The organism is Flavobacterium sp. J49 (assembly GCF_011742145.1).
Lineage (GTDB): Bacteria > Bacteroidota > Bacteroidia > Flavobacteriales > Flavobacteriaceae > Flavobacterium.
Map to the genome: position 1 here is coordinate 113,163 of NZ_JAAQQU010000098.1, position 26,119 is coordinate 139,281.

A 26,119-nucleotide genomic window follows, 5' to 3' on the forward strand; every position below is an offset into this window, starting at 1 on the left:
TTTGTTTTATAAATAAAAGAAAAGTTTCGGTTTTTCATTGGGTTACAAACAACTACTACAACAACTACAACACAACTAACCTAATTGTTTAAACGAATTAATTTTTATGATTCCAAAAGTAACCCAAGAAACAATCGATTTAGGGGATGGAAGAACCATCACAATCGAAACCGGTAAATTAGCCAAACAAGCAGATGGTGCTGTTGTTGTTAGATTAGGAGACTGTATGCTTTTAGCAACTGCAGTATCCGCAAGAACGGCCAATCCAAATGTTGACTTTTTACCATTAACGGTAGATTACCGTGAAAAATTTGCCGCTGCAGGACGTTTTCCAGGTGGTTTTTTCAAAAGAGAAGCTCGTCCAAGCGACAGCGAAGTATTGACCATGCGTTTGGTGGACCGTGTTTTGCGTCCATTATTCCCGGATGATTACCACGCTGAAACTCAGGTGATGATTCAGTTAATGTCGCATGACGAAAACGTGATGCCTGATGCTTTAGCTGGTTTAGCGGCTTCAGCTGCTTTAGCTGTTTCCGACATTCCTTTCTACAATTTAATTTCTGAAGTACGTGTAGCACGTGTAGACGGAAAATTCATCATCAACCCAAGCAAAGCGCAATTAGAGTTATCAGATATTGATATGATGATTGGTGCCTCATTGGATTCGGTGGCGATGGTAGAAGGAGAAATGAAAGAGATTTCAGAAGCCGAAATGGTAGAAGCCATCAAATTTGCTCACGAAGCGATTAAAGTTCAAATCCAAGCTCAGTTGAGATTACAAGAAGCTTTTGGTAAAAAAGAAATTCGTACATACGAAGGTGAAGTAGAAGATGAAGAAGTTTACAAAAAAGTAAAAGCAGCAGCGTATGACAAATGTTATGCGATTGCACAAGAAGCTTCAGGAAAAAGTGAAAGAGGCGAAAAATTTGCTGCTGTAAAAGAAGAGTGTAAAGCTTTATTTACCGAAGAAGAATATGCTGAAAATGCTGACTTAGCCGGTTTGGTTGGAAAATACTTCTATAAAACCAACAAAGAAGCGGTTCGTAACGTAATCCTTGAAAAAGGCATTCGTTTGGACGGAAGAAAAACAACTGAAATCAGACCTATCTGGTGTGAAATCGATTATTTGCCTTCTGTTCACGGTTCATCTTTATTCACCCGTGGAGAAACTCAAGCTTTGGCAACTGTAACTTTGGGAACTTCCAGAGAAGCCAACCAAATCGATTCTCCCTCTGAACAAGGAGAAGAAAAATTCTATTTACATTACAATTTCCCGCCATTCTCAACCGGTGAAGCCAAACCTTTAAGAGGAACTTCACGCAGAGAAGTTGGTCACGGAAACTTAGCTCAAAGAGCTTTAAAAAATATGATTCCTGCTGATTGTCCTTATACCATCCGTATTGTATCTGAAGTTTTAGAATCTAACGGTTCTTCTTCTATGGCTACAGTTTGTGCCGGTACTATGGCTTTGATGGATGCCGGAGTTCAAATGGTAAAACCGGTTTCCGGAATTGCCATGGGATTGATTACTGACGGTCAAAAATTTGCAGTGCTTTCTGATATCTTAGGAGATGAAGATCACTTAGGCGACATGGACTTCAAAGTAACCGGAACCAAAGACGGAATCACAGCTTGTCAAATGGACATCAAAATTGACGGATTGCGTTATGACATTATGGAGCAAGCTTTGAACCAAGCGCGTGACGGTCGTATGCACATTTTAGAGAAATTGGTGGAAACTATTGCAACACCAAGAGCTGACGTTAAGAAACACGCTCCGAAAATCATCATGAGAACCATTCCTGGTAACTTCATTGGCGCTTTAATCGGACCTGGTGGAAAAGTGATTCAGGAATTACAAAAAGCTACGGGAACTACTATCGTAATCAACGAAGTAGACGAACAAGGTGTTGTTGAAATCTTAGGAACTGATCCGGACGGAATTGCAGCAGTGTTAGCGAAAATTGATTCTATCATTTTCAAACCAACTGTTGGTGAATCTTACGAAGTGAAAGTAATCAAGATGCTTGATTTTGGAGCCGTAGTAGAATATACTGCAGCGCCTGGAAACGAAGTTTTATTACACGTTTCAGAATTGGCTTGGGAAAGAACAGAAAACGTTGCCGATGTTGTAAAAATGGGCGATGTGTTTATGGTAAAATACTTAGGTGTTGACCCTAAAACCAGAAAAGAAAAAGTGTCGAAAAAAGCACTTTTACCAAGACCTCCAAGAGAAGAGAAAAAAGACGCTCCACAAGGTTAATTCAGAATATATTAATTCATAACAAAACCCGACTCTTTGCTGAGTCGGGTTTTTTATTTTACCAATTCACTATAGGGAATGATCGTTTTGCATTTTTGTTCCAAACACCTATTTGAAATCCTTTGGAATAGGAACGATTATAAATACCAACCTGTACACCACGATTGTATTTGGCAGCATTTATTAAACCTACATGAATTCCTTTTAATTCGTAGGATTGATTAAAAAATCCAACAGTTGCTCCTTTTAAAGAATTATTAGCATTATAGATACCTATTGAAACACCATTTTGAGTGTCTATTATTGTACCCAGAACGGTAACGGAAGCACCATTGAAATCATTAAACTTATTGGCTAATGATATATTCAAACCATTCATGCTGGCAGTCGTAAAGAAACAACCCGTACTTAAATTTAACCCGTTGATTTTTAAATACGGGGAGTATTCCCAATTTTTTATTTTTAATCCTTCTCCATCACCACGACTTGATAAATCGCTGTTTTTAATTACATCCGGCAAATGCATAATCGCCAAAAAAGCCACAAAAACAGCGGCAACAGGCGCCGGATTTACTTCTAAATTCAAGCCGTTAATCGTTTGATTGGCAATTCGCCTGTTTTCTACATGACCCAATCCGAAGGCGAAATTTACTTTGTTTATTTTTTTGGACATGGGTGTAAAGCCAAAAAATTGAGCGTGTTGTTCGACCGGAGTAAATCGTTGTTCGTAAATACTGTTTTGCTGAACAATGGTGTCTTGAGCATAAATGATTTTAGTCGATAAAATCAAAAGCAATAAAATTCTTGTTTTCATAATTATTAATTTTGAGATTGTTTAAAGATATATTGGTAATCATACGAACTTCCTGCAGCAAATAACAAAACCATTCCTGAATGATCATAATGCTTGTTTATTATTAACCTTCCTTTTTGATCTAAACCTATTTTTAAGCGGTTTACGTTTATAACCCAATAAATTGGAGGAAATGTTATTCGTTTTTTTTCTATAAAAACTTTAAAATATTTCTTTTTAAATTTTCCTTTAAAGAATTTAACCTGATTTCCGCCTAAAGCATTTTTATAATGAATTTCAAGTTCTTTACTATCATTGACTTTCAATCCAATCATATAATCCGAATTTTGAATTTCAAATAATCTTTGAATACTTGTATTATTATTTGTCGAATCCAAATTCATATCCTCAGCGATAAATTTTCCTTCTAAATTATTTTTCAAATACTGTAAATCTTTATTCTTTACCGTTTTGTATGAACCACAAGAAATAAAGAAGAGACTTAAGCAAGCCAATAGTGTTTTCATAATTATTTGATTTTTAAATTCAAATCAAAACTATTGTGATATTTACAATAATTTTAACGAAAAGCAATTAAAATAATTTTTACATTTGTGATTATCGCAAATATGAACAATCAAGAAACACTGCTCAACGAGATTCGAAAACAGCTTTCCCCATCGAGTTCTTTAAACGATGCGATTGCTGTTGCTTTAGATATTAGTTATGATGCCGCACACAGAAGGGTTTCAGGAAAAAGTAAGTTTTCTATTGATGAAACGATTTTGCTATGCCAACATTATAACTTATCGCTGGACACTATTTTCCATAATGAAAAGAAAATGGTAGTTGAAAAAACCAAAGAAGTCAATTCAGAAGCCGATTTGGTGCAATACTTCAAAGATTCTGCAACACATTTGAGTGAATTCGCCAATTCAGAAAATCTTTCCATTTTTTATTCTGCTAAAGACATTCCACTGTTTTATACCATAGGCGGAAGCTTACTTTCTAAATTCAAATTATATGTTTGGCTCAATCTGTTAATAGGAAAAGAAAACATTTCATCGTTTGAAAGTTTCACCATTTCAAATCAATTACAAGAACATTCTTCCTTAATTCAAAATGTTTTTGCCAAAGCTACCGTTCATGAAATTTGGAATGAAACAACCATTAACAGTACTATCCAACAAATATTATATTTCTTCGAATCGGGTTTACTCAGCATTAACAATGCCACTGAATTGTATCAGGATGTAAAAAATATGCTGCTCAATATCGAAGAGAAATCCAGTCAGAATGACATTCACTATCATTTGTACCAAAATGATTTGCTGATTTTAAACAACAGTGTCTTGGTCAAAAACAATGTCAAAAGCAAGCTTTTCATTCCGTATACGATGCTGGGATATTTTATCACCGACGATTTGGATACGACCAAAAATGCTTCCGAGTATTTTAAATACCAGATGAAGAATTCTAAATCGCTTAATCTTTCGGGAACGCGTGATAGAAAGCTATTTTTCAATAAAGCACACCAAAAAGTCGACTACTATATACAACGATTAAACAATCAAATCGATTTGTTATTTTAAAAAGCTAACCTAAAATTTGTAAATTATGGGGTTTATTATTTTTGTTTTGGTCATTTGTGTTATTGTCTTATTCATTAGTTTGAATACTTTAAGAAATGACAATAAGTTTCTTAAATCGATTTTGGATAGGTATATAATCGATTTTTCAAATTTAAAAGAAGAAGTCGAAGAACTCAAGAAATCCTTCGGACATAAACCTTCTCCAAAAGAGGCTTTTATGCCAAAACCCGAAACGGAGGAAGTTAAACCACTTGAAGAAACCATAACAGTTTCTACTCCTATTGAAACACCAATTCTTGAAACACAACCCGTGATTGAGGAAACCAAAATCCCGGAGTTGCCCATACTGAGTTATGAGAGTCATCCTTTGCCAAAATTTGAGAAAGCAAAAACCATTGAAGAAGACACTTCCTCAAAAAATGTCTATGAAGAGAGTGCCTTCTCTATTTTCCTGAAGAAAGCCGAAAAGCAATTTGCCGACAACTGGACGGGGATTTTGGGGACCGCTATCATGGTGCTCGGAATTGGCTATTTGAGTATTTATACTGCGTTAAAAGTCGAGCCGCTTTTCCGAGTTCTAATCTTGTGGCTATATGCCGGATTGCTTATGGGTTCGTATTATATTTTGTCCAAAAAAGAAAAATGGAACAAAACCGGACTTTGGTTAAGAAGCGCCGGCGCGAGTTTGTTTTTATTTGGTTGTTTTGGTGCTTCGCAAATTGAACCGCTGACTTTTATACACAATAATACTTTTGGGTATTCGTTAATCGGACTCGGAATTGCGCTCAATTTATATGTGGGTTACATCATCAAGCAGCAAACCTTTTTGTCGCTTCACGTGGTTTTAAGTTTGCTGATTTTATGTGTCATTCCCGAGAAATTATTGGTCACTTTTATCTTGGCGGCAATTACTTCAACTATCGGAATAGCGTTGTCCTATAAAGAAAAATGGGAATATCATTTGCTCATTGTGATTGTTGCCTTTATCATTTTCGACATTTGGTTCAATGCCGAAGGAATGACTTTAACAGCAGCCCAAAATATCTTTGCCATTCTTGGTATCGTAATGGTTTCGGCCAGTTGTATGTTTATGCAATACCGAAGCGTTTACGAAAACACCCATTTCGACAAAGCGGCATTTATCACACATTTGACTAACTGGATTTTATTTGCCATCGGTTTGATTTTGCATGCTACCGGAAGTCATTTTAAAACGTTTATTCTATTTGCAGGCGCGATTATTTGCTTTTTTATGGCCCTCAAAGCAAGACAAAAGAAAATATTTTGGCTTTACAACTTAGACGGCATGGTCGCTTTTATTCTTTGTTCGTTGAGTATTATCATGCTGAATGATTGGAATGTTGGCGTTGATATTATCGCTTGCATTTTATACCTAATGACGATTGTTTGCTTGTTTGTGGTTTACCAACAAAAAGAAGTTTTGCTGTACAAAATATTCCTTGGCATTAATCATTTTATAGCTTTTGCATTAATCATTTTCGCTGCCTTACTCTTCAGCGATTCATTGGAACAAACTCAAATCACGAGCGTTTTGGCCAGTTTGACATCATTGACAATCATTTCACTTGCTGTTCCGATTATCTCGACGATTAAGAAAGAGTATTGGACGGTCGATTCTTTTATTGGTGAAAAGAGTTTGAGCTTAAACGGATTGCTTTCAATAGTGTTTTCGATGTTTGTCATTCTGAAAATGGATGATGCATTTGGCAATTCCTTCTATTATATTGTAATTGGTTTGGGATTGCTTTGGTGCTTGTTAAAGCGAACATACGATTCCAAAACATTTGACATTGGACGACTCTTCTTTTTAGGATTGAACTTATTCGCCGGAATACTTTTACTAAACTCTCAAGAGAAATCTTATGCCGATTGGACATTTGCATTAGGATTGTTCGCTGTCACTGGATTTAACTGGTCGATGAAACGTTTTTACAACAATATTTTTATCATTCCTTTTCTTTGTATTTTAGGTTCCAATGTGGCTTTGGTGGTATTGTCATTTAAATATTTATCCGATTATCCAATGTTGCATATTTTCAGTTTGTTTGGTATTGCTTTACTCAATCACGAATTCTTGTGGTTTAACTTCAAAAAGAAATATTTAACGACTGAAAATGAAACTTTACTCTACATTTTCTATTATTTCTTAGCCTTTTTGGGAAGCTTTACCTTGCTGTGGCATTCTTGGAAACTGACCAATTCCGAAATCGGTTTAACTTGTTTGGGAATTTCCATTGTGGAAGTTTATGTTTTGTTTGCCAAAAGGATCAAAAACAAGTCGTCTGACTCGAGCGTCAGCGAACAGGCGAAGCAAACGCTTGCCAATTGGAACCATTTTAATCTTTTGAATGCAGAATTATTGCTTTTCAACGCGCTGTTGTTTGGTTTTTCTTGTTTACAAATCGAATACAGTTCGATGCTTTTATCGGTTTTAGCTATAATTAGTTTCCTTTCGTTTCAAAAATTCATTGAGTTTAAACGCTATAACAACTATGCTTTTATCCTAATGATTGTAGGTGTTGCATTCTCTATTTACCAAGCGATTGATAATATTGACTCAGCTGATAAAACAATACTGTATATCACTCAAGCCGCTAGTGTTTTGATTTCTGTTGGCTATTACTATTTATTATCCAAAACCGATAAAGAAGAAAGCAAACTTTTTGCAAGATTCTTGCCTTACCTCCAAAACATATGGGTAATTATTTTGCTATTTATCCAAGTCGAATTCAAATACCTTCCGGTTTTATTTATGGGATTGGCTTTGCTTAATTTCTGGCTGATTACTTCCAACAAAATCAAAACAGAATTACACTTTGCTACTTTTATTGGCTTTTTGGGAATTATTGCTTCGGTATTCTTTAGTGTTAACAAACTCAATAGTTTTGAAGTTTTAGATTGGGCATTGCAATTAGGAAGTGTCGCTTTGGGAATCGCATTTGTCATTCTTTTAAGCAAAAAAGAAACCATCGAAACCTTTAAGTCTAATTATCAAATCGTACTGAATATTTGGCTATCCATCATCATGTTTTCTCAATTGGAACACAAATGGCTTCCGGTATTTTGGGCAACAACGGCAATATTAAATCTGTATTTATATTTCCGCAAAATCAGTCCTCAAAAAAACATCAGCATTGTTTATTATTTGTTGGCCAATTTGCATTTGGGCATCATCAGTTTCCATTTTTACGAACCTAATTTCTTGCCGGTGTATCTTTTAATATTCCTGCTGTTAGGCATTTATATTTATTTGGCTTATAAATGGATGGAAGATTTTAATCTCAAAAACAGTTGGTTGATTTATCCGGCAACATTGAGTATCGGTTGTTTTTTATACCTTTCCTTCGACAAAGGCGCACTGACGTTCTTCTGGATTTTGGAAGCTCTTGGATTATTGATTTTAGGCATCATGCTCAAAGAAAAATACTTCCGCTATGTATCCTTGTCCTTAGTTGGACTCTGCATTGTAAGATTAATGTTCTTTGATTTATCCAATGCCGATTTCTTGATTAGAGCCTTGGTTTTATTGGGTGTCGGAGTCGTTTTATTGGTCATGAATAGCCTGTTCAAGAAGTACAAAGACCGGTTTGATTAAAAAAACATTATGCTTTTGTAACTTTTTTGTTTTTTTGCACGTACAACCACCTGAACACTTTAAAGTAAAGGAGATACATTAAATGAGACAACTCAAAATCACCAAGCAGGTAACCAATCGTGAAACTGCTTCCTTAGACAAGTACCTACAAGAAATTGGAAAAGTAGATTTAATTACTGCCGATGAAGAAGTTGAATTAGCACAGAAAATAAAAGCCGGAGATCAAAGAGCCTTGGAAAAGTTAACCAAAGCGAATTTGCGTTTTGTGGTTTCTGTAGCAAAACAATACCAAAATCAAGGTTTGACACTTCCCGATTTGATTAACGAAGGAAATTTAGGTTTGATTAAAGCTGCTCAACGTTTTGATGAAACCCGTGGTTTTAAATTCATTTCTTACGCTGTTTGGTGGATTCGCCAATCTATTCTTCAAGCATTAGCAGAACAATCTCGTATTGTACGTTTGCCTTTGAATAAAATTGGTTCTATCAATAAAATCAACAAAATGTACGCCTTATTAGAGCAATCTAACGAACGTGCACCTTCTGCTGAGGAAATTGCCAAAGAATTAGACATGACCGTAAATGACGTGAAAGAGTCTATGAAAAATTCCGGTCGTCACTTATCCATGGATGCGCCGTTGGTAGAAGGAGAAGATTCTAACCTATACGACGTTTTGCGTTCAGGGGAATCGCCAAATCCGGACAGAGAATTGATTCACGAATCATTGCGTACCGAAATTGAGCGTTCTTTAGAAACCTTAACCCCAAGAGAAGCCGACGTAGTTCGTTTGTACTTTGGTTTAGGTGACCAACATCCAATGACTCTGGAAGAAATCGGAGAAACTTTCGATTTAACTCGTGAGCGTGTTCGTCAAATTAAAGAAAAAGCAATCCGTAGATTAAAACATACTTCAAGAAGTAAAATTTTAAAAACATATTTAGGATAATCCTAATAACGACAACAACAGTCTGATTAACTGTTCGTTTTTTGATTGATGATTGAAACTCCGGCTGATTACCGGAGTTTTATTTTTTGCACGGCAAATAAAACTCCAGTCTGTTCGCTACACTCGGGTTTCCGGAGTTTTATTTTTTATGGCGTGCCCTTTCAGGTCAGGCTTTCCGCAGTACACGGTACTTGCTCCAATCCTTCACGCAATCTCTGCTAAAACAGAATCTTTTGTTATCTTTGCACCAACAACACAAACCCTTTTACAATGAAGAATACCCTTATTGCACCATCAGTCCTTGCAGCCGATTTTGCCAATCTCCAACGCGATATCGAAATGATCAATACCAGCGAAGCCGATTGGTTCCACATCGACATTATGGATGGTGTTTTTGTTCCGAATATTTCTTTTGGAATGCCGGTTTTAGAAGCGATTTCAAAACATGCTAAAAAAACCATCGATGTTCACTTAATGATTATTGATCCTGATAGATATATCAAAACTTTTGCCGGTTTAGGCGCCAATATTTTAACCGTGCATTACGAAGCCTGTACACATTTACACAGAACTTTACAAGCCATCAAAGCCGAAGGCATGAGAGCCGGAGTAGCATTGAATCCACATACCAATGTGGCGCTTTTGGAAGATATCATTAAAGACATTGACATGGTTTGCCTCATGAGTGTGAATCCCGGTTTTGGCGGACAATCTTTTATCGAAAATACTTACTCTAAAATTGAAAAACTAAAAGAACTAATCATTCGAAAAGGCGCTTCAACCATCATCGAAATTGACGGCGGTGTAACCGATAAAAATGCCAAAAAATTAGTCCAAGCCGGAGCTGATGTTTTAGTAGCCGGAAACTTTGTTTTTAAAGCAGAAAACCCAACACAGACTATTGCTGATTTGAAGAAAATCACCACCTTATAATCTTATCAAATTGAATGTCGCAGTATTAATTTGGAGTTGTTCTTTACGTGCAACTTCAAATTAGTATTGATCATTTCAGCCAAAATTTTACCCATTTCATTAAAATCTGTCGAAATGGTGGTGATGCCGTTTTCCACGACTTTTTTTAGCGAAGTGTCGTTGTATGAGATGATTCCGTAATCAATACCTAAAGCCAAATTTTGGATTTTAGCTTGCTCAATCACATTCACCAAATGTCGGTCACTCGGAATGATAAACAAACTGCCTTTTTTAATCTCATCTTTTTCAAAAGTTGAAACAACGGAATGGGTACAATTATTTTCAAAACAAAATTTTTGAAATCCGGTAACCATACCTATCGGTTCTTTATCTCCGGGAAAGATTAAAATCAACGCTTCGTACTTTTTGATTTTATCCAAACCAAACATCAAAGCGTCATACATATCGGCCACAAAGTCCTGATAAATCGCCGGATATTCTTTAAAAGCTTCCGTAGTTTGGTCTAAAATATAAGTGTCGTTCAACGGTAATGATTTAATTACTTCAGTTGAAATCTCCAAATTGGAGGGCATAATGATGTACTTCGAATAATTCCCTTTACTCTCATTGACCAACTTATTAAACATCTCCAAATTAAAATGGTGAAAGAAAATATCAATCTGAAAGTTCTTATTCACATGATACATGAACGAAGTGTACAAATCTTCCTTAAAAGCATTTAACTCATCAAAGAGCAGAAAAATTCTTTGTTCCAAAGTAAATTCAACGCTTTTTACATAATAGCCTTTACCCAAAACCGCATAAATAATTCCTCTTTTCTTCAATTCGTCATATGCCAACAGAACCGTATCACGTGAGATAGAAAACTCTAAACTCACTTTATTCACCGAAGGCAACTTCTCATCGCGTTTCAATCTCTTTTCGGCTATAGCCATTTCAATCGACAACACAATTTGTTTGTATTTCGGCTGTGCGGATTGATTGTTTATATTGATGATTTTCATCTAAATACAATTAACTGGTGGTAAGTTACAAAAAAACCGGTAGGTAGTGGTATGGATGAAAAAGATAAAACCATAATTTCGTTATCAGATTGATAAAAAAGCCATGCCAAAAAATCATATTTCACAAATTTACAATGGGTTAAATGAAAAATTGTTCGGAACAACACCTGACAACCAAGCTGTTTTGAGCTATACATTAACCAACAAAAATGGCATGGAATGCACTATAATCAATTATGGCGCAACAATAATGGCTATAAAAGTCCCAACAACAAACGGAGGTAAAACCGATGTGGTTTTGGGTTTTGACACTTTAGAAGATTATATCCATTCGTTTGATTTACCAAGCGCACCTTATTTGGGAACTGTCGTCGGAAGATATGCCGGCAGAATCAACAAGGCGTCCTTTTCCTTGAATGGAAAAAAAATACAGCTAACCAAAAACCACCATTCGCATCAAATTCACGGAGGATTAGACGGTTTTAGCCGAAAATTTTGGGAAGTAACCGACATCCATACCGATACAAACCCTTCCATCACATTAGAATATACCAGTGCCGCAAACGAAGAAAATTTCCCGGGAGAACTCAACGTAAAAGTCACTTATACTCTAACCGAAAACAACGAACTTAAGGTAATTTTTTTAGCCAAATCAACTGAAGATACCATCCTAAATTTAACCCAGCACAGTTATTTCAATCTGGACGGACATGCCAAAGACATTACCAATCAAAAGCTTACTATCAATGCAAAAAACATACTGGAAACAACCAAGGAATTAATTCCAACCGGAAAGTATACCGAGTTAAAAAATCACGATTTCGATTTTTCAAGTCCAAAAAATTGTCCAACAGCCATCGATAACACTTTTGTGTTAGAAGGCAAAGAAGCAGCAACACTTTACAGTGAAAAAACCAGAATAAAAATGACGGTTTTAACCAATCAACCCGGAGTTCATATTTATGTAGGCGGTAATTGTTTTGGCCAAATCAAAGGAAAAGAAAACGCTGATTACCATCCGACAAGCGCTATTTGTTTTGAAACTCAAAATTTTCCTGACGCTCCTAACCACCCGCATTTTCCAAATTCAATCCTTAGAAAAGACGAGGAATATTTACACCAAACGACATTCAAATTTGAAAACCTGTAGTTATGAAAAAGTTACTTTTCGTTTTGCTTTCAATTACTTTGCTTTCTTGTTCATCAGACGACAACTCTGAAACTGAGCCGATTGTTGAAGACGAATTTATTCGCGGTGCCGATATGTCCTACTTACCTCTTATTGAAAGCGAAGGAACGGTTTACAAAAACAATGGTGCAAATCAAGACCCAATTATAACCTTAAAAAATGCCGGTTGTAATGCTATCAGAATGCGTCTTTGGCAAAATCCATCCGACGCACATTCCGGAATGGCCGAGGTAAAAGCCTTTGCCCTGAGAGTGAAAGCTGCAGGTTTAAAAGTATGGCTGACTGTTCATTATTCTGACACCTGGGCTGACCCGGGGAACCAAACCAAACCTGCCGCTTGGCAAAGCATGACTTTCGCTAATTTAAAAACTGCCGTGGCTAATTATACCTCTTTAGTCATGACGGAAATCAATCCTGATATCATCCAAATTGGAAACGAAACCAACGATGGTATGCTTTGGCCTGAGGGCAGATTATCGACTAATGAAACTCAGTATTTAGAACTCGTTTCAAGTGCAAGTACAGCCATAAGAAACCAATCTACCACAACCAAAATCATGCTTCACCACGCCGGAATATCTGGCTCTGATTGGTATTATAGCAAAGTAGCCAATATTGATTACGACTATATCGGCCTGTCCTATTATCCTATTTGGCACGGAACGGATTTGGTCGCTTTGCAAAATAAAATGAATACGTTAGGCCAATTGTACAACAAAAAGGTTATCATCGCCGAAACCGCTTATCCTTTTACTTTTGGATACAACGACTACACCAATAACATCATAGGGTTGTCTAACCAAATTCTCCCTACCTATCCGGCAACAGAATCCGGACAAAAAGGTTTTCTTTCTACTATAAAAAACACGGTAAACCAAAGTTCTCACGGAATTGGGTTTTGTTATTGGGGTGCTGAATGGGTAGCTTTTAGAGGGCCGACATCCACCAACGGCTCGCCATGGGAAAATCAATCGCTTTGGGATTTTAACAATAATTCGCTTCCGGTTTTGGAAGTATTTAATGCTGAATAATTATGAGACTAAAATCTATAACTTTAATGGCGCTTCTGATAACCGGAATGTGTTTTGGACAAAACAAAGAGTTTGCCAAAGGTGCCGATGTGGGTTGGCTACCGCAAATGGAAGCCACAGGCTACAAATTCTACGATGCCGACGGCAGTGAAAAAGATTGTCTACAACTATTAAAAGACCGCGGCATGAACTCCATTCGTTTGCGGGTTTGGGTCAATCCTTCCGACGACAAAGCCAGCGGCCATTGCAGTAAAGATGAAACTGTTGCCATGGCATTGCGTGCTCAAAAAATGGGCTTTCGAATCATGATTAACTTCCACTACTCTGACTCTTGGGCCGATCCGGCGAAGCAATTCAAACCCAAAGCTTGGGAAAACCATTCCTTCCCCGAATTATTAAACGATGTTTACCATCATACTTTTGACGTAATCAATGCTTTAAAAGTGGCCGGTGTAACTCCGGAATGGGTTCAAGTGGGCAACGAAATTCCGGGCGGTATGATGTGGCCCGAAGGTAGTACCGACAATTGGCCTCAACTCGGACAATTATTAAACAAAGGCTACGATGCCGTGAAAGCCGTTGACAAGAGGATCAAAGTCATTGTGCATGTCGACGAAGGCAACAACAACGTCAAATTCAGGAAGTTTTTCGATAATGCCACAGCACAAAAAGTGAGATACGATGTAATTGGCTTATCCTATTATCCGTATTGGATAAAAAAAGACTATTCAGAAACCATAGCCGATTTACAATTCAACCTAAACGATATGGCGAAACGCTACGGCAAAGAAGTTATGGTCGTGGAAGTGGGCGGCGAAGATGATAAAGCACAAAATACTTATGAGCTATTAGCTGCAACAATAAAAGCTGTAAAAAACGTACCAAACAACAAAGGAATCGGTGTACTGTATTGGGAGCCGCAAGGCGCGAGAAGCTGGAGTCATTACGCATTAAGCGCTTGGCAAGCTGACGGAAAACCTTCACCGGCATTGGATGCTTTTAAAGAAAATTAAAACATGAAAAAATTACAGTACCAATATATTCTTGCGCTCTTTTTAATTGTTGGCCTTTCAACGAATGCACAAGAAAAAATAAGCCTAGACGAAGACTGGAAGTTCCATTTCGGGCATGCCGCTAATCCGGAAAAAGATTTTGATTACAGCAAAACGGCTTTACTCCATAAATCCAATGTATTTGCTACCACTGTGGTCAATCCGAAATTTGTGGATACCGCTTGGACAAAAGTAAACGTTCCTCACGATTGGGTGGCTGAACTTCCTTTTGTAAATTCTCCTCAGGTTGAAATGGACAGTCACGGATACAAACCGGTTGGCGGAATGTATCCTGAAACCAGTATCGGTTGGTATCGCAAACATTTCACCGTAGACAAATTAAAAAGCAATAAACGCTTCGAACTTCAATTTGACGGTATTTACAGAAATGCAGAAATCTGGATTAACGGATTTTATGTCGGCACCAATTTCAGCGGATACGTTGGCAACTCCTACGATGTTACCGATTACATCAATTTCGAAGGAGAAAATGTACTGGTGGTTCGGGTTGACGCAACGCAATACGAAGGTTGGTTTTACGAAGGCGCCGGCATCTATCGCCACGTTTGGTTAAACATAACCGATAAAGTATTTATTCCGAATGATGGTGTTTTTGTACATGCTGAAGTAAAAGGAAAAAATGCCACTGTAAGCATCGAAACTACAATTCAAAACAATAATTTACAAACTTTAAACGGCTCAGTTTACAGTTACATTACCGATAGAAACGGAAAGGTTTTGGGTAAAACTGCTGAACAAAAAATTACTTTGGGCATCCGAAAAGACGTTACCGTTAAGCAAAAATTAAATTTGAACAACGCTCGTCTTTGGTCGTTAGAAGATCCGTATTTGTACAGAGTGATTTCGGTGGTAAAATCCGGAAATCAAATAGCGCACCAAACCAAAACGCGTTTCGGAATCAAAACGGTAAAATTTGATGCCAATAAAGGATTTTTCTTAAATGGAAAACACCTCAAAATTCAAGGCACCAACAACCACCAAGACCACGCCGGAATTGGCAGTGCCTTACCCGATTATATGCAATATTATCGCGTAAAATTATTGAAAGAAATGGGTTCAAACAGCTACAGAGCAAGCCATAATGCGCCCACTCCTGAACTTTTGGATGCCTGCGATAGCTTAGGAATGTTGGTTTTAGATGAGCAACGTTTGTTAAACAGCAGTCCGGAATATGTTGACCAATTCAAACGATTAATCAAACGCGACAGAAATCATCCTTCCGTATTTTTATGGTCTATCGGCAATGAGGAACAAAACATTCAAGGCAACGACTATGGGAAAAGAATTGCCCAAACCCTTTTAGCGATTCAACAAGATTTAGATCCAACCCGAACCAGCACTTATGCCGCTGACATGCCCAATGATTATAAAGGCGTAAACGAAGTAATTCCGATTCGCGGTTTCAATTATCGGGAATATGCGGTCGCTGATTACCATCGTGATCATCCCAACCAACCTTTGTTAGGAACTGAAATGGGAAGCACAGTAACGACTCGTGGAATTTATGAAAAAGACAGCATTAGAGCTTATGTTCCCGACCAGGACATCACCCATCCTTGGTGGGCAAGTAAAGCAGAAACTTGGTGGAAATTAGCCGCTGAAAATGATTTTTGGTTAGGTGGATACGTCTGGACCGGATTCGATTATCGAGGAGAACCAACGCCTTATAAATGGCCTAATATCAGTTCGCACTTCGGGATTATGGATGTTTGCGGTTTCCCGAAAAACATTTATTACTACTATAAAAGTTGGTGGACCCACGAAGACGTGCTACATATTTCACCGCATTGGAACTGGCCGGAAAAAGTGGGCAAACCAATCGAAGTTTGGGTAAATTCGAATGCCGATGAAGTAGAACTTTTCTTGAACGGCAAAACTTTAGGCAAAAAAACAATGCCGAGAAACAGTCATTTAAAATGGCAAGTCGATTACCAACCGGGAACACTGGAAGCCATTGGCTACAAAAAAGGCAAAAAAATCACTTCAAAAGTCGAAACTACCGGAACAGCTCACAAAGTTATATTGACGCCTGACAAAACCATTTTAACCGCCGATGGAAAAGATGCAACTGTTGTCAATATTTCAATCACTGATGACAAAGGACGCGAAGTTCCTGTTGCTGATAATATGGTTAAGTTTTATCTAACCGGCGATGCCAAAATCATTGGCGTAGGTAATGGAGATCCAAGTTCCCACGAACCTGATAAATGCAGAGATGGGGCTTGGCAACGAAGTGCTTTCAACGGGAAATGCCAAGTAATTATTTTGGCCGGAAAAACAAGTGGTTCTATAACATTAGAAGCCAAAGCCAACGGATTGCAATCGGCTTCTACGACCCTAACTTTAGTGAAATAATGAAGAAGAAACTCATTCAACATACCACGGAACATTTTGAAAAGACCTTTCAAAAAACACCTGAACATATTTTTCTATCGCCCGGAAGAATCAATATTATTGGCGAACATATTGACTACAATGATGGTTTTGTTATGCCGGCGGCTATCAACAAATACATCTGTTTTGCCGTTTCCAAAAACAGCGATTCGCATTGCACCCTTATTGCCAAAGATCTCAACGAAGCCTATAAATTTGACTTGAATGAAGACCTAAAACCCATCGATAAAATGTGGGCGAATTATATTTTAGGCGTTTTACACGAAATCAAACAAAGAGGTTACACCCTAAAAGGTTTTGACATGGTTTTCAGCAGTACCATTCCTATGGGTGCCGGACTTTCTTCCTCAGCCGCTTTAGAATGTGGTATTGGTTATGCAATGAATAAACTGTATGATTTGGGTTTAACAAAAGAAGACATTGCGCTCATCGGACAAAAATCGGAACATACTTTTGTAGGCGTGAATTGTGGCATCATGGACCAATTTGCTTCTGTTTTTGGCAAGAAAAACAGTGTCATCAAACTCGATTGCAACACTTTGGAATATGAATATTACAAAGCCGATTTCAAGAAATATTCGTTACTTTTATTAGACAGCAATGTCAAACACACCCATTTGACTTCGGGTTATAATGTCAGAAGACAAGAAGTCGAAGAAGGATTAGCCATTATAAAAGAACATTTCCCACAGATAAAAACTTTCAGAGATTGTTCGGAAGAAATGATTTTGGGACTCAAAGAGCAATTAGGTGAAACCATTTTCAAACGTTGTCATTTTGTGGTCAAAGAAATCCAACGGGTGCTTGATGCTGCAAAGGCATTGAACAATTCTGATTTTAAAAAATTAGGACGACTCATGTCGGAAACGCACGAAGGTTTGTCCAAAGACTACGAAGTAAGTTGTGATGAAATTGACTTTTTAGTCGATGCAGTCCAACACGAAAAATCGGTTTTAGGTTCTCGAATGATGGGCGGCGGATTTGGTGGTTGCTCCATCAACTTAGTAGAGAAAGGTTCGGAAAAAGAACTCATCGGAAAAATATCAACCCAATACCGAAACGCTTTTGGCATCGAATTAAAAGCTTACAAAGTAAAAATTTCAAAAGGCACATCACTTTACAAGACCAAAAATGACACAATTCAACCATAACGAACATCCACACCGAAGATACAATCCTTTGCTTGACGAATGGATATTGGTTTCTCCGCATCGCGCCAAGCGTCCGTGGCAAGGTCAAAAAGAAACTATTTCCCAAGACCATCGCCCTGAGCACGACAAGGATTGTTATTTGTGCGCAGGAAATCATCGTGCCAATGGGGTACAAAATCTCGATTACACCGATTGCTATGTGTTTGAAAATGACTTTTCGGCTTTACTTCAAGAAGAAGTGAATTTTGAAAGCAAAGAACAATCGCTCTTCCAGCTAAAACCGGAACGCGGCATCAATAAAGTCGTTTGCTTTTCACCAAAACACAACCTGACCTTGCCCGAAATGGAAGTTGACGCCATCGAAAAAGTAGTCCAAACCTGGAAGGAACAATACATCGAATTGGGCAGCCACGATTTCATCAATTATGTCCAAATTTTCGAGAACAAAGGCAGCGTAATGGGTTGCAGCAATCCGCATCCGCACGGACAAATTTGGGCGCAATCTTCGTTACCGACACAAGTCGATAAAACCCAAAAAAGCCTTCGCGCCTATTATGAAAAGAACAAAACCAGTTTACTCAAAGACTATTTAGACCAAGAATTAAAACAACAAAACCGCATTGTTTTGGAGAACGAACACTTTGTCGTTTTAGTTCCTTTTTGGGCAACTTGGCCTTATGAAACGATGATCATCAGCAAAAGACATTTTGGTAACATCATCGCCATGAGCAACGAAGAAACCAAAGCTTTTGCCGAAATCCTAAAAGGCATTACGGTAAAATACGACAATCTTTTTGAAACGTCTTTTCCCTATTCATCAGGGATACACCAAGCACCAACGGATAGGGTTTCGCATCCTGAGTGGCATTTTCACATGCATTTTTATCCGCCATTATTGCGAAGTGCGACTGTGAAGAAATTCATGGTTGGTTACGAAATGCTGGGCGAAGCGCAACGCGATATTTCACCGGAACAAAGTGCCAAAATTTTAAGAGACTTACCAAACATTCATTACAAACAAAACCACTAAAAAACCAGATATGAACACAGGATTTGAAACCATTGACTATATCGTATTTATCGCTTATGCCCTTTTAATCCTAGGCGTTGGCCTTTGGATGTCGAGAGATAAAAATGGACATCAAAAAAATGCGGAAGATTATTTTTTAGCCAGTAAATCACTTCCGTGGTGGGCAATTGGAGCTTCCCTAATTGCAGCAAACATATCGGCTGAACAATTTATTGGAATGTCGGGTTCGGGTTATGCGGTTGGCTTAGCAATCGCCTCCTACGAGTGGATGGCTGCCATAACTTTAATCATAGTCGGAAAATTCTTTTTACCCATTTTTATTGAGAAAGGATTGTATACGATTCCGGAGTTTGTTGAAAAGCGATTTTCCACGAATTTAAAAACGATTCTAGCGGTATTTTGGGTGGCTTTGTATGTCTTTGTAAACATCACTTCGGTATTGTATTTAGGTGCTTTAGCCATGAACACTATCATGGGTGTCGATATGTTTTATGCTATAATCGGTTTGTCTTTATTTGCTGCTGCATACTCCATTTATGGTGGATTAGCCTCAATTGCATGGACTGATGCGATTCAAGTAGTTTTTTTAATTTTTGGCGGATTGGCAACAACCTATTTAGCATTAGATACTGTTTCTAACGGAAGCGGAATGTTGGATGGATTGGGTATCATCTACGAAAAAGCACCGCAAAAATTCTCCATGATATTGGACGAATCAAATCCACAATATATCAATCTTCCTGGAATTGGAGTCTTGGTTGGCGGACTTTGGGTGGCGAATCTTTATTATTGGGGTTTTAATCAATATATTATTCAGAGAGCTTTAGCGGCAAAATCTTTAAAAGAAGCTCAAAAAGGAATTGTGTTAGCCGCTTTCTTAAAATTAATCATCCCATTTATAGTAGTTATTCCGGGAATTGCTGCATTCGTCATCGTTAATGATCCTGAAATGTTAGCCCGATTAGGAACCGAAGGATTGCTAAACATTCCGAGTGATGGCGCGGCAGATAAGGCATACCCTTGGTTGATTCAATTTTTGCCGGCAGGCTTAAAGGGGTTGGCTTTTGTAGCTTTAACCGCGGCGATAGTTTCTTCACTCGCATCTATGTTGAATTCCACTTCCACTATTTTTACTATGGATATCTACAAGCAGTATATCAATAAAAATTCTGATGATAAGAATACGGTTAAAGTTGGGCGTATAACTTCAGCGGCAGCCTTGGCAATTGGAGCAATCGTAGCGCCACTTTTAGGCGGCATCAACCAGGCATTTCAATTCATCCAAGAATATACAGGAGTAGTAAGCCCCGGGATTTTAGCCATTTTCCTTTTGGGGTTATTCTGGAAGAAAACCACGAACCAAGCGGCTATTTGGGGTGCTTTGCTTTCGATTCCAGTGGCCATGTTTTTCAAAGTCGGGCCAAAAGGTTGGGCCAACGGTACTTCATTAGAATCAATATTCCCAAACATTCCATTCTTAGACCAAATGGGCTATACAACCTTAATTACCGTACTCATTATTATGGTGATTAGTTGGCTGCAAAACAAAGGAGATGACGATTCAAAGGGTTTCTTATTGCACAAAAACACTTTTAAAACAAGTCCTTCTTTTAATATTAGCGCTTTTGCTATTTTATTGATTTTGGTGTTTCTATATGCTAAGTTTTGGTAAGAATTAATGTTTGTGATTTAGCATTTTACTCACATGGTTAAACAATTCCGGGAATTGGATTCTAAATTCATCCGGGGTTTCAAAATAATGCTCAATAATGACCGAAATAAATTCAAACTGATTGGTAAACGCATAAATCCTGAAGTAATCGGAATCGATTAACCTTTGTCGGTTAGGCGGATGATTGACTTCTTTGTGCAACCTTTTGTAATGCTTTCGAAAGGCCAGTGAACTACCGTCATTACTGCGCAAACTATGAAGATGCACTACATGAGAAAACTCATGTATTCCAAGATTTAGGTTGTCATTTTCGATTTCGTATCCGGCTGTAAAATCTTTCCATGAAAAGACTACGGCTTTCATTTTTGGGTTGAATTCTCCTTTGTGGTATTCCTCAGTATGGTTGGAATAATATTCCTCGGGATAGATAATTATTTTATCAAAAGAATCAATCAGATAACGGCGCATTCCGAAGGTCAGCATCACATAAGTACCGGCGATTAGTGTTTGTACTTCTTGGTTGATTACAAAATCTTGTCGGGGTATAAATTGATAGGTTTCCTTAAAACTGGCCAATCGATGGTGAAAATAAACCTTATGCTTTTCAGAGAGTTTTTTATAAAAAGGAAACTTTTGTCTGAGAAAAAATGCCTCTTCCGGACTTATTTTTTTAGGTTTTAAATAAAGATGAATGTAGAGTGGTTTGTGAAATAATGCAATCCAAATATCATCCAGTAAACTCATGACAAACATGAAAAAGTATAGAAAAGCAGCTCCTATAACAACTAACATAATAACTCCCATGGGCTAAAGATATAAAAAAAGCCCAAGAAATTCTTGGGCTTTGTGTGACCGCAAAGCAATTGACTACGCCCTTCCCTTAAAGCTCAGCTTTTGAAAATAAAGAGGTTGACAACGCCCTTCCTTTAAAGCTCCGCTTTGAAACCTAGGGATTGACTACGTCCTTCCCTCAAAGCTCCGCTTTGAAACCTAGGGATTGACTACGTCCTTCCCTCAAAGCTCCGCTTTGAAACCTGGGGATTGACTACGTCGTTCCCTCAAAGCTCCGCTTTGAAAATACAATAGCCAAGAAAATGCTCAAGCGAGCTTGGACATTTTCTTGGCTATTGTATTTATTCGTGACCGCGAAGGGATTCGAACCCCCAACCCTCAGAGCCGAAATCTGATATTCTATCCAGTTGAACTACGCAGCCGTTTTTAAAGTTTAAAGTATAAAGTATAAAGTACGATAGTAAAAGTAACACTTTGTACTTCCAACTTCGTACTTTGTACTTTAACCAATTATGCTAATAATTTCTTTACTATCGTTGAAATGGTTTTACCATCGGTTTTTCCGGCTAATGCGGCTGAGGCTTTGCCCATAACTTGACCCATTGATGCCATACCCGAAAAACCGCCTTCCGCTATAATGGCTGCTACGGCAGTTTCTACTTCGGCTTCAGACAATTGTGCCGGAAGAAATTTTTCGATTACGGCTACTTGCGCCAATTCGGGTTCGGCTAAATCGGCTCTGCCTTGTTCGGTGTAAATGGAAGCGCTGTCTTTTCTTTGCTTAACCAAACGTTGCAATAATTTGATTTCCTCGTCAGCCGACAAAGTTTCGCTGGCTCCGGCTTCAGTTTTGGCTAAGATAATACCCGATTTGATGGCTCTTAACGCTTCTAAAGCAACCGTGTCTTTGGCTCTCATGGCGTTTTTCATTTCGTCCATGATTTGTATTTCTAAACTCATATTTAGATCATTAGATTATTAGACTTCTTGGATTTTTAGATTTTTCTAAAAGATTGGCTTTTTAGCCCCGATTGGAACAAGTATCCTCGTAGAGATACTGTGGAAAGCGGGAATAAGGACGGCTGAAACTGCCCGAACCTTTCGCTGCAAAAAGCTCTGCGAAGGTAAAAAAAATAACCCGAAAATCTCAACGAAATTTTCGGGTCATCCGATTAGAAAAAATGGCAGACTAATCTACATTATCGTGCAAGAAGGAATTGTTGGTTCTGATTTGTAAATCGTCGTTACTATCAGTGCCCAATGACATTCTTGAGTTTGAATTATTGTCGGCGTTGTTTGACAGGTCAACACCTAATCTTTTATAAGCGGGTTCTTTTTCCAATTCCTCAATTCTTGATGGGTTGTTGTGGAATTTGTAATTGAACTCTTTTAATTTTCTTCTGCGCTCATCGGCTCGGTGTTTCAAGGTTTCCTCGATAGTCATTTCTACCGGAGATACTTCGTCGAAATAGTTTACCGCTTGAGGTTTTTCGGTATCCACTTTCATGGTGATGTTCAACTCTTCTGCGATTGGCTCTTCTACTACTGTTTTAGCTGCCGGTTTTGAGTTGAGCAAATCGTTTTCCAACTCCATGTATTCTTCCAAAGAATATTTGATAATGCCACCTTCGTTTAATTCCGTTACCGGAACGAATTGCACGGGTTCGTTTACCACGATATCGTTAGCTTCAGATAAATCGAAAACGATTTTGGTTTCTTCTACCGGTTGAACCGCTTCTACTGTTTCTACTTTTTCAAACACAGGCGTTGCAGCCGGCATGTCGAAAGTAAAAGTGATTTGCTCTTCTTCGATGATGTTTTGCGGTTCTACCACTTTCATTTCGCGTACTTCTGACGTCGTTACTTTGTAATCGATGTCCATGATAGGCGAAACGATTTCGAAAGTCACATCTAAGTTGCGGATGAATTGGTTCATCGCGATTAATTCGTTGTCATCAATAGCTGCGGTGGCTACTGTTGGCATTTCTATCTCTTCTTCGATTAATTCGAATACGATTTTTTCTTCTTTTACTTCAGCTTTTGGCGTATCAACAATACTTTGGAAAACTTCCACCGGTTTTTGGGTTAAGTCGCGCACCAATTTTTGATCATCTTCTAAAGCGTGAACAATTTTCTTCACTTCAGTGTTGACGATCCCGTTTTGTTGTTCTACGTTAAAACCCGTAGCAATAATAGTTACAGCAATCGCTTCACCTAGGGTTTCGTCTTCACCAACTCCCATAATGATGTTGGCATTGTAACCGGCTTCCGATTGAATGTGGTCATTGATTTCTCCGATTTCGTCAATAGTAATCTCGCTTGAGCCAGAAACGATAAGCAACAATACGTTTTTAGCACCGGAGATTTTATTATCATTTAACAAAGGAGAATCTAGAGCGGTAATGATGGCTTCTTTGGCACGGTTATCACCGCTGGCGACAGAAGATCCCATAATAGCAGTCCCACTGTTAGAAAGTACCGTTTTAGCGTCTTTCAAGTCGATGTTTTGCGTATAGTGGTGTGTAATTACTTCTGCGATACCACGAGAAGCGGTAGCCAACACTTCATCAGCTTTAGAGAAACCGGCTTTAAAACCTAAGTTTCCGTATACTTCTCTTAACTTATTGTTATTGATAACAATCAAAGAATCTACTTGTTTTCTTAATTTTTCAACACCCAACAAGGCTTGTTCCGAACGCACTTTTCCTTCAAATTGGAAAGGAATCGTCACGATACCCACGGTAAGAATGTCTCTTTCTTTGGCCAATTGAGCAATTACGGGAGCCGCACCGGTTCCGGTTCCACCACCCATTCCTGCTGTGATAAAAACCATTTTGGTATTGCTGTCCAACATTTTTTCGATGTCGCCTACACTTTCCAAAGCGGACTGTTGTCCCACATCCGGATTAGCACCTGCGCCAAGACCTTCGGTTAAGTTTACACCCAACTGAATTTTATTGGGTACCGGACTGTTTTGAAGGGCTTGTGAGTCGGTATTACAAACGATGAAATCTACACCTTTGATTCCCTGTTTGAACATGTGATTGATAGCGTTACTTCCGCCGCCACCAACACCGATTACTTTGATCACATTTGATTGATTCTTTGGTAAATCAAATGAGATACTTCCAAATTCTGAGTTGCTTATCATACTATTTTGGTGTTAGGTATTATATATTTTGTATTCTGTTTTGTCTTATTTATTTTTTTCCAACCTGCCCTACTGATCACTATAAACTGACCACTGCACACTTTACTCTGCGTTGTCTAAAAAATCTTTAATCTTGTCTACATAGCGGTCAAAAAACGAGCGTTTGATTTGCTTTTCAGCAGTGTCGTTTTCTGTAGCTTTTTCAACTTCTTGAGTAACCACTACTGAATTTTCTTCAGCTTTTGGCTCAAAAACCGGTTGTTGTACTATTGGTCTTGGTGTCTCGGCTACCACTTCTTTCAGTTCTATTTTGTAAGCACTATTCGAATTGTTTTCGATGCTGTTCATTACCAATCCAACTGCGGTGGCAAATAACGGACTTGAAATTTCTTCTCCCGAATTGCCCGCCAAATGCTCGTTTGGATATCCAATTCTGGTGTCCATTCCCGTGATGTATTCTACCAATTGCTTAATGTGTTTCAATTGCGAACCACCACCGGTTAAAACGATACCGGCAATTAATTTCTTGCGTGGATCTTCGTGTCCGTAAGCTTTGATTTCGGTGAACACTTGTTCGATAATTTCCACTACTCTGGCGTGAATAATTTTCGACAAATTTTTAAGCGAAATCTCTTTAGGATCTCTTCCACGTAAACCCGGAATTGAAACAATTTCGTTGTCTTTATTTTCACCCGGCCAAGCCGAACCAAATTTCACTTTCAATAACTCTGCCTGTTTTTCGATAATCGAACAACCTTCTTTGATATCGTCTGTAATTACGTTTCCTCCAAAAGGCACCACTGCTGTATGACGAATAATACCGTCTTTGAAAATAGCTAAATCGGTTGTTCCACCACCGATATCAATTAGGGCAACGCCTGCTTCTTTCTCTTCTTGGCTTAAAACCGCATCCGCTGAAGCCAATGGTTCTAAGGTCAATCCCGACAATTCGATACCGGAACTTTGGATACATCTGCCCACATTTCTGATTGATGATGCTTGTCCGACAACTACATGAAAACTCGCTTCTAATCTTCCGCCATACATTCCGATGGGTTCTTTGATTTCCGACTGCCCATCGATTTTGAATTCTTGTGGCAATACGTGTATAATCTCTTCTCCCGGCAACATCGCCAATTTGTTAACTTGGTCGATTAGCAATTGAATATCTCTTCCGCTGATTACTTCTTCTGGGTTTGTTCTGATAACATAATCGGTGTGTTGTATGCTGCGAATGTGTTGTCCGGCAATGCCAACTACTACATCGTTTATTTTATAACCAGAATTATTTTCTGCTTCAAGAACTGCTTGTTGAATAGATTGAATCGTTTGCGTAATATTATTTACCACACCACGAGCCACTCCGAGACTTTTCGATTTACCGACACCTAAAATTTCCAACTTCCCATACTCATTTTTCTTGCCAATCATGGCCACAATCTTGGTTGTCCCAATGTCTAATCCGACTGCAATATTCTCTTTTTCCATA

The 26,119-nt window shown here is 38.3% G+C and carries 19 protein-coding genes and 1 tRNA gene; 12 read left to right on the forward strand and 8 right to left on the reverse strand.

The genetic code is table 11. From position 1 onward, the window contains the following. The first annotated feature begins 106 nt into the window (after positions 1–106). A complete protein-coding gene (locus tag HA632_RS03605) occupies positions 107–2,263 on the forward strand; it encodes a polyribonucleotide nucleotidyltransferase (RefSeq protein WP_176305847.1) in 2,157 nt (718 codons plus the stop codon). Between the two features lie 58 nt (positions 2,264–2,321). Here the strand turns inward: HA632_RS03605 and HA632_RS03610 are convergent, their stop codons facing one another. Continuing rightward, on the reverse strand, positions 2,322–3,077 hold the full coding sequence (locus HA632_RS03610) for a hypothetical protein (protein ID WP_176305848.1): 756 nt from the start codon (positions 3,075–3,077) through the stop codon (positions 2,322–2,324). Positions 3,078–3,082: 5 nt separating this feature from the next. Next, positions 3,083–3,583: a hypothetical protein gene (locus tag HA632_RS03615; RefSeq protein ID WP_176305849.1), complete on the reverse strand. Its 501-nt coding sequence runs from the start codon at positions 3,581–3,583 to the stop codon at positions 3,083–3,085. A 102-nt stretch (positions 3,584–3,685) separates the two neighbouring features. Here HA632_RS03615 and HA632_RS03620 point away from each other — a divergent pair, with 102 nt between their 5' ends. The 4 genes from HA632_RS03620 (at position 3,686) to rpe (ending at position 10,143) form a co-directional block, all read left to right on the forward strand. Then, positions 3,686–4,648, forward strand: a complete 963-nt coding sequence (locus tag HA632_RS03620; RefSeq protein WP_176305850.1) for a hypothetical protein — start codon at positions 3,686–3,688, stop codon at positions 4,646–4,648. 25 nt (positions 4,649–4,673) lie between these two features. Next, positions 4,674–8,264, forward strand: coding sequence for a DUF2339 domain-containing protein (locus HA632_RS03625; RefSeq protein WP_176305851.1), 3,591 nt, complete (start codon positions 4,674–4,676; stop codon positions 8,262–8,264). Positions 8,265–8,346: 82 nt separating this feature from the next. Next, positions 8,347–9,210 (forward strand): RNA polymerase sigma factor RpoD/SigA, encoded by an 864-nt coding sequence (locus tag HA632_RS03630; protein WP_121311792.1) that lies wholly within the window; start codon positions 8,347–8,349, stop codon positions 9,208–9,210. Between the two features lie 270 nt (positions 9,211–9,480). After that, positions 9,481–10,143 carry a ribulose-phosphate 3-epimerase gene (gene rpe / locus HA632_RS03635; RefSeq protein WP_176305852.1) on the forward strand — a complete coding sequence of 221 codons (663 nt, stop codon included), beginning with the start codon at positions 9,481–9,483 and terminating at the stop codon, positions 10,141–10,143. Positions 10,144–10,148: 5 nt separating this feature from the next. Here the strand turns inward: rpe and HA632_RS03640 are convergent, their stop codons facing one another. Further along, a complete protein-coding gene (locus tag HA632_RS03640) occupies positions 10,149–11,147 on the reverse strand; it encodes a GntR family transcriptional regulator (RefSeq protein ID WP_176305853.1) in 999 nt (332 codons plus the stop codon). Positions 11,148–11,250: 103 nt separating this feature from the next. Between HA632_RS03640 and HA632_RS03645 the strand changes: the two genes are divergently transcribed. From HA632_RS03645 to HA632_RS03675, 7 genes are read left to right on the forward strand one after another with little or no spacing between them, the layout of a single operon-like run. Then, positions 11,251–12,297, forward strand: coding sequence for an aldose epimerase family protein (locus HA632_RS03645; RefSeq protein ID WP_176305854.1), 1,047 nt, complete (start codon positions 11,251–11,253; stop codon positions 12,295–12,297). Positions 12,298–12,299: 2 nt separating this feature from the next. Then, complete coding sequence (locus HA632_RS03650) at positions 12,300–13,367, forward strand: glycosyl hydrolase 53 family protein (RefSeq protein ID WP_176305855.1); 1,068 nt, start codon at positions 12,300–12,302, stop codon at positions 13,365–13,367. A 2-nt stretch (positions 13,368–13,369) separates the two neighbouring features. Further along, positions 13,370–14,380, forward strand: coding sequence for a glycosyl hydrolase 53 family protein (locus tag HA632_RS03655; RefSeq protein ID WP_176305856.1), 1,011 nt, complete (start codon positions 13,370–13,372; stop codon positions 14,378–14,380). Positions 14,381–14,383: 3 nt separating this feature from the next. After that, on the forward strand, positions 14,384–16,795 hold the full coding sequence (gene galA, locus HA632_RS03660) for a beta-galactosidase GalA (protein WP_176305857.1): 2,412 nt from the start codon (positions 14,384–14,386) through the stop codon (positions 16,793–16,795). Next, entirely contained in the window at positions 16,795–17,985 is a 1,191-nt protein-coding gene (gene galK, locus HA632_RS03665) for a galactokinase (RefSeq protein ID WP_176305858.1), read from the forward strand. Before galA ends, galK begins: the two co-directional genes overlap by 1 nt. Continuing rightward, a complete protein-coding gene (locus HA632_RS03670) occupies positions 17,966–19,015 on the forward strand; it encodes a UDP-glucose--hexose-1-phosphate uridylyltransferase (protein WP_176305859.1) in 1,050 nt (349 codons plus the stop codon). Before galK ends, HA632_RS03670 begins: the two co-directional genes overlap by 20 nt. 10 nt (positions 19,016–19,025) lie before the next feature. Next, positions 19,026–20,687: a sodium/sugar symporter gene (locus tag HA632_RS03675; RefSeq protein ID WP_176305860.1), complete on the forward strand. Its 1,662-nt coding sequence runs from the start codon at positions 19,026–19,028 to the stop codon at positions 20,685–20,687. Between the two features lie 3 nt (positions 20,688–20,690). On the opposite strand, the gene HA632_RS03680 is transcribed toward HA632_RS03675, so the two are convergent. The 5 genes from HA632_RS03680 to ftsA form a co-directional block, all read right to left on the reverse strand. Then, entirely contained in the window at positions 20,691–21,431 is a 741-nt protein-coding gene (locus HA632_RS03680; RefSeq protein ID WP_217902823.1) for a zinc-dependent peptidase, read from the reverse strand. A 396-nt stretch (positions 21,432–21,827) separates the two neighbouring features. Next, a tRNA-Arg gene (locus HA632_RS03685) sits at positions 21,828–21,901 on the reverse strand. An 88-nt stretch (positions 21,902–21,989) separates the two neighbouring features. Continuing rightward, positions 21,990–22,439: a GatB/YqeY domain-containing protein gene (locus tag HA632_RS03690; protein WP_176305862.1), complete on the reverse strand. Its 450-nt coding sequence runs from the start codon at positions 22,437–22,439 to the stop codon at positions 21,990–21,992. Positions 22,440–22,668: 229 nt separating this feature from the next. Further along, positions 22,669–24,630: a cell division protein FtsZ gene (ftsZ, locus tag HA632_RS03695; RefSeq protein WP_176305863.1), complete on the reverse strand. Its 1,962-nt coding sequence runs from the start codon at positions 24,628–24,630 to the stop codon at positions 22,669–22,671. 102 nt (positions 24,631–24,732) lie between these two features. After that, positions 24,733–26,118, reverse strand: coding sequence for a cell division protein FtsA (gene ftsA / locus HA632_RS03700; RefSeq protein WP_176305864.1), 1,386 nt, complete (start codon positions 26,116–26,118; stop codon positions 24,733–24,735). Position 26,119: the final 1 nt, after the last annotated feature.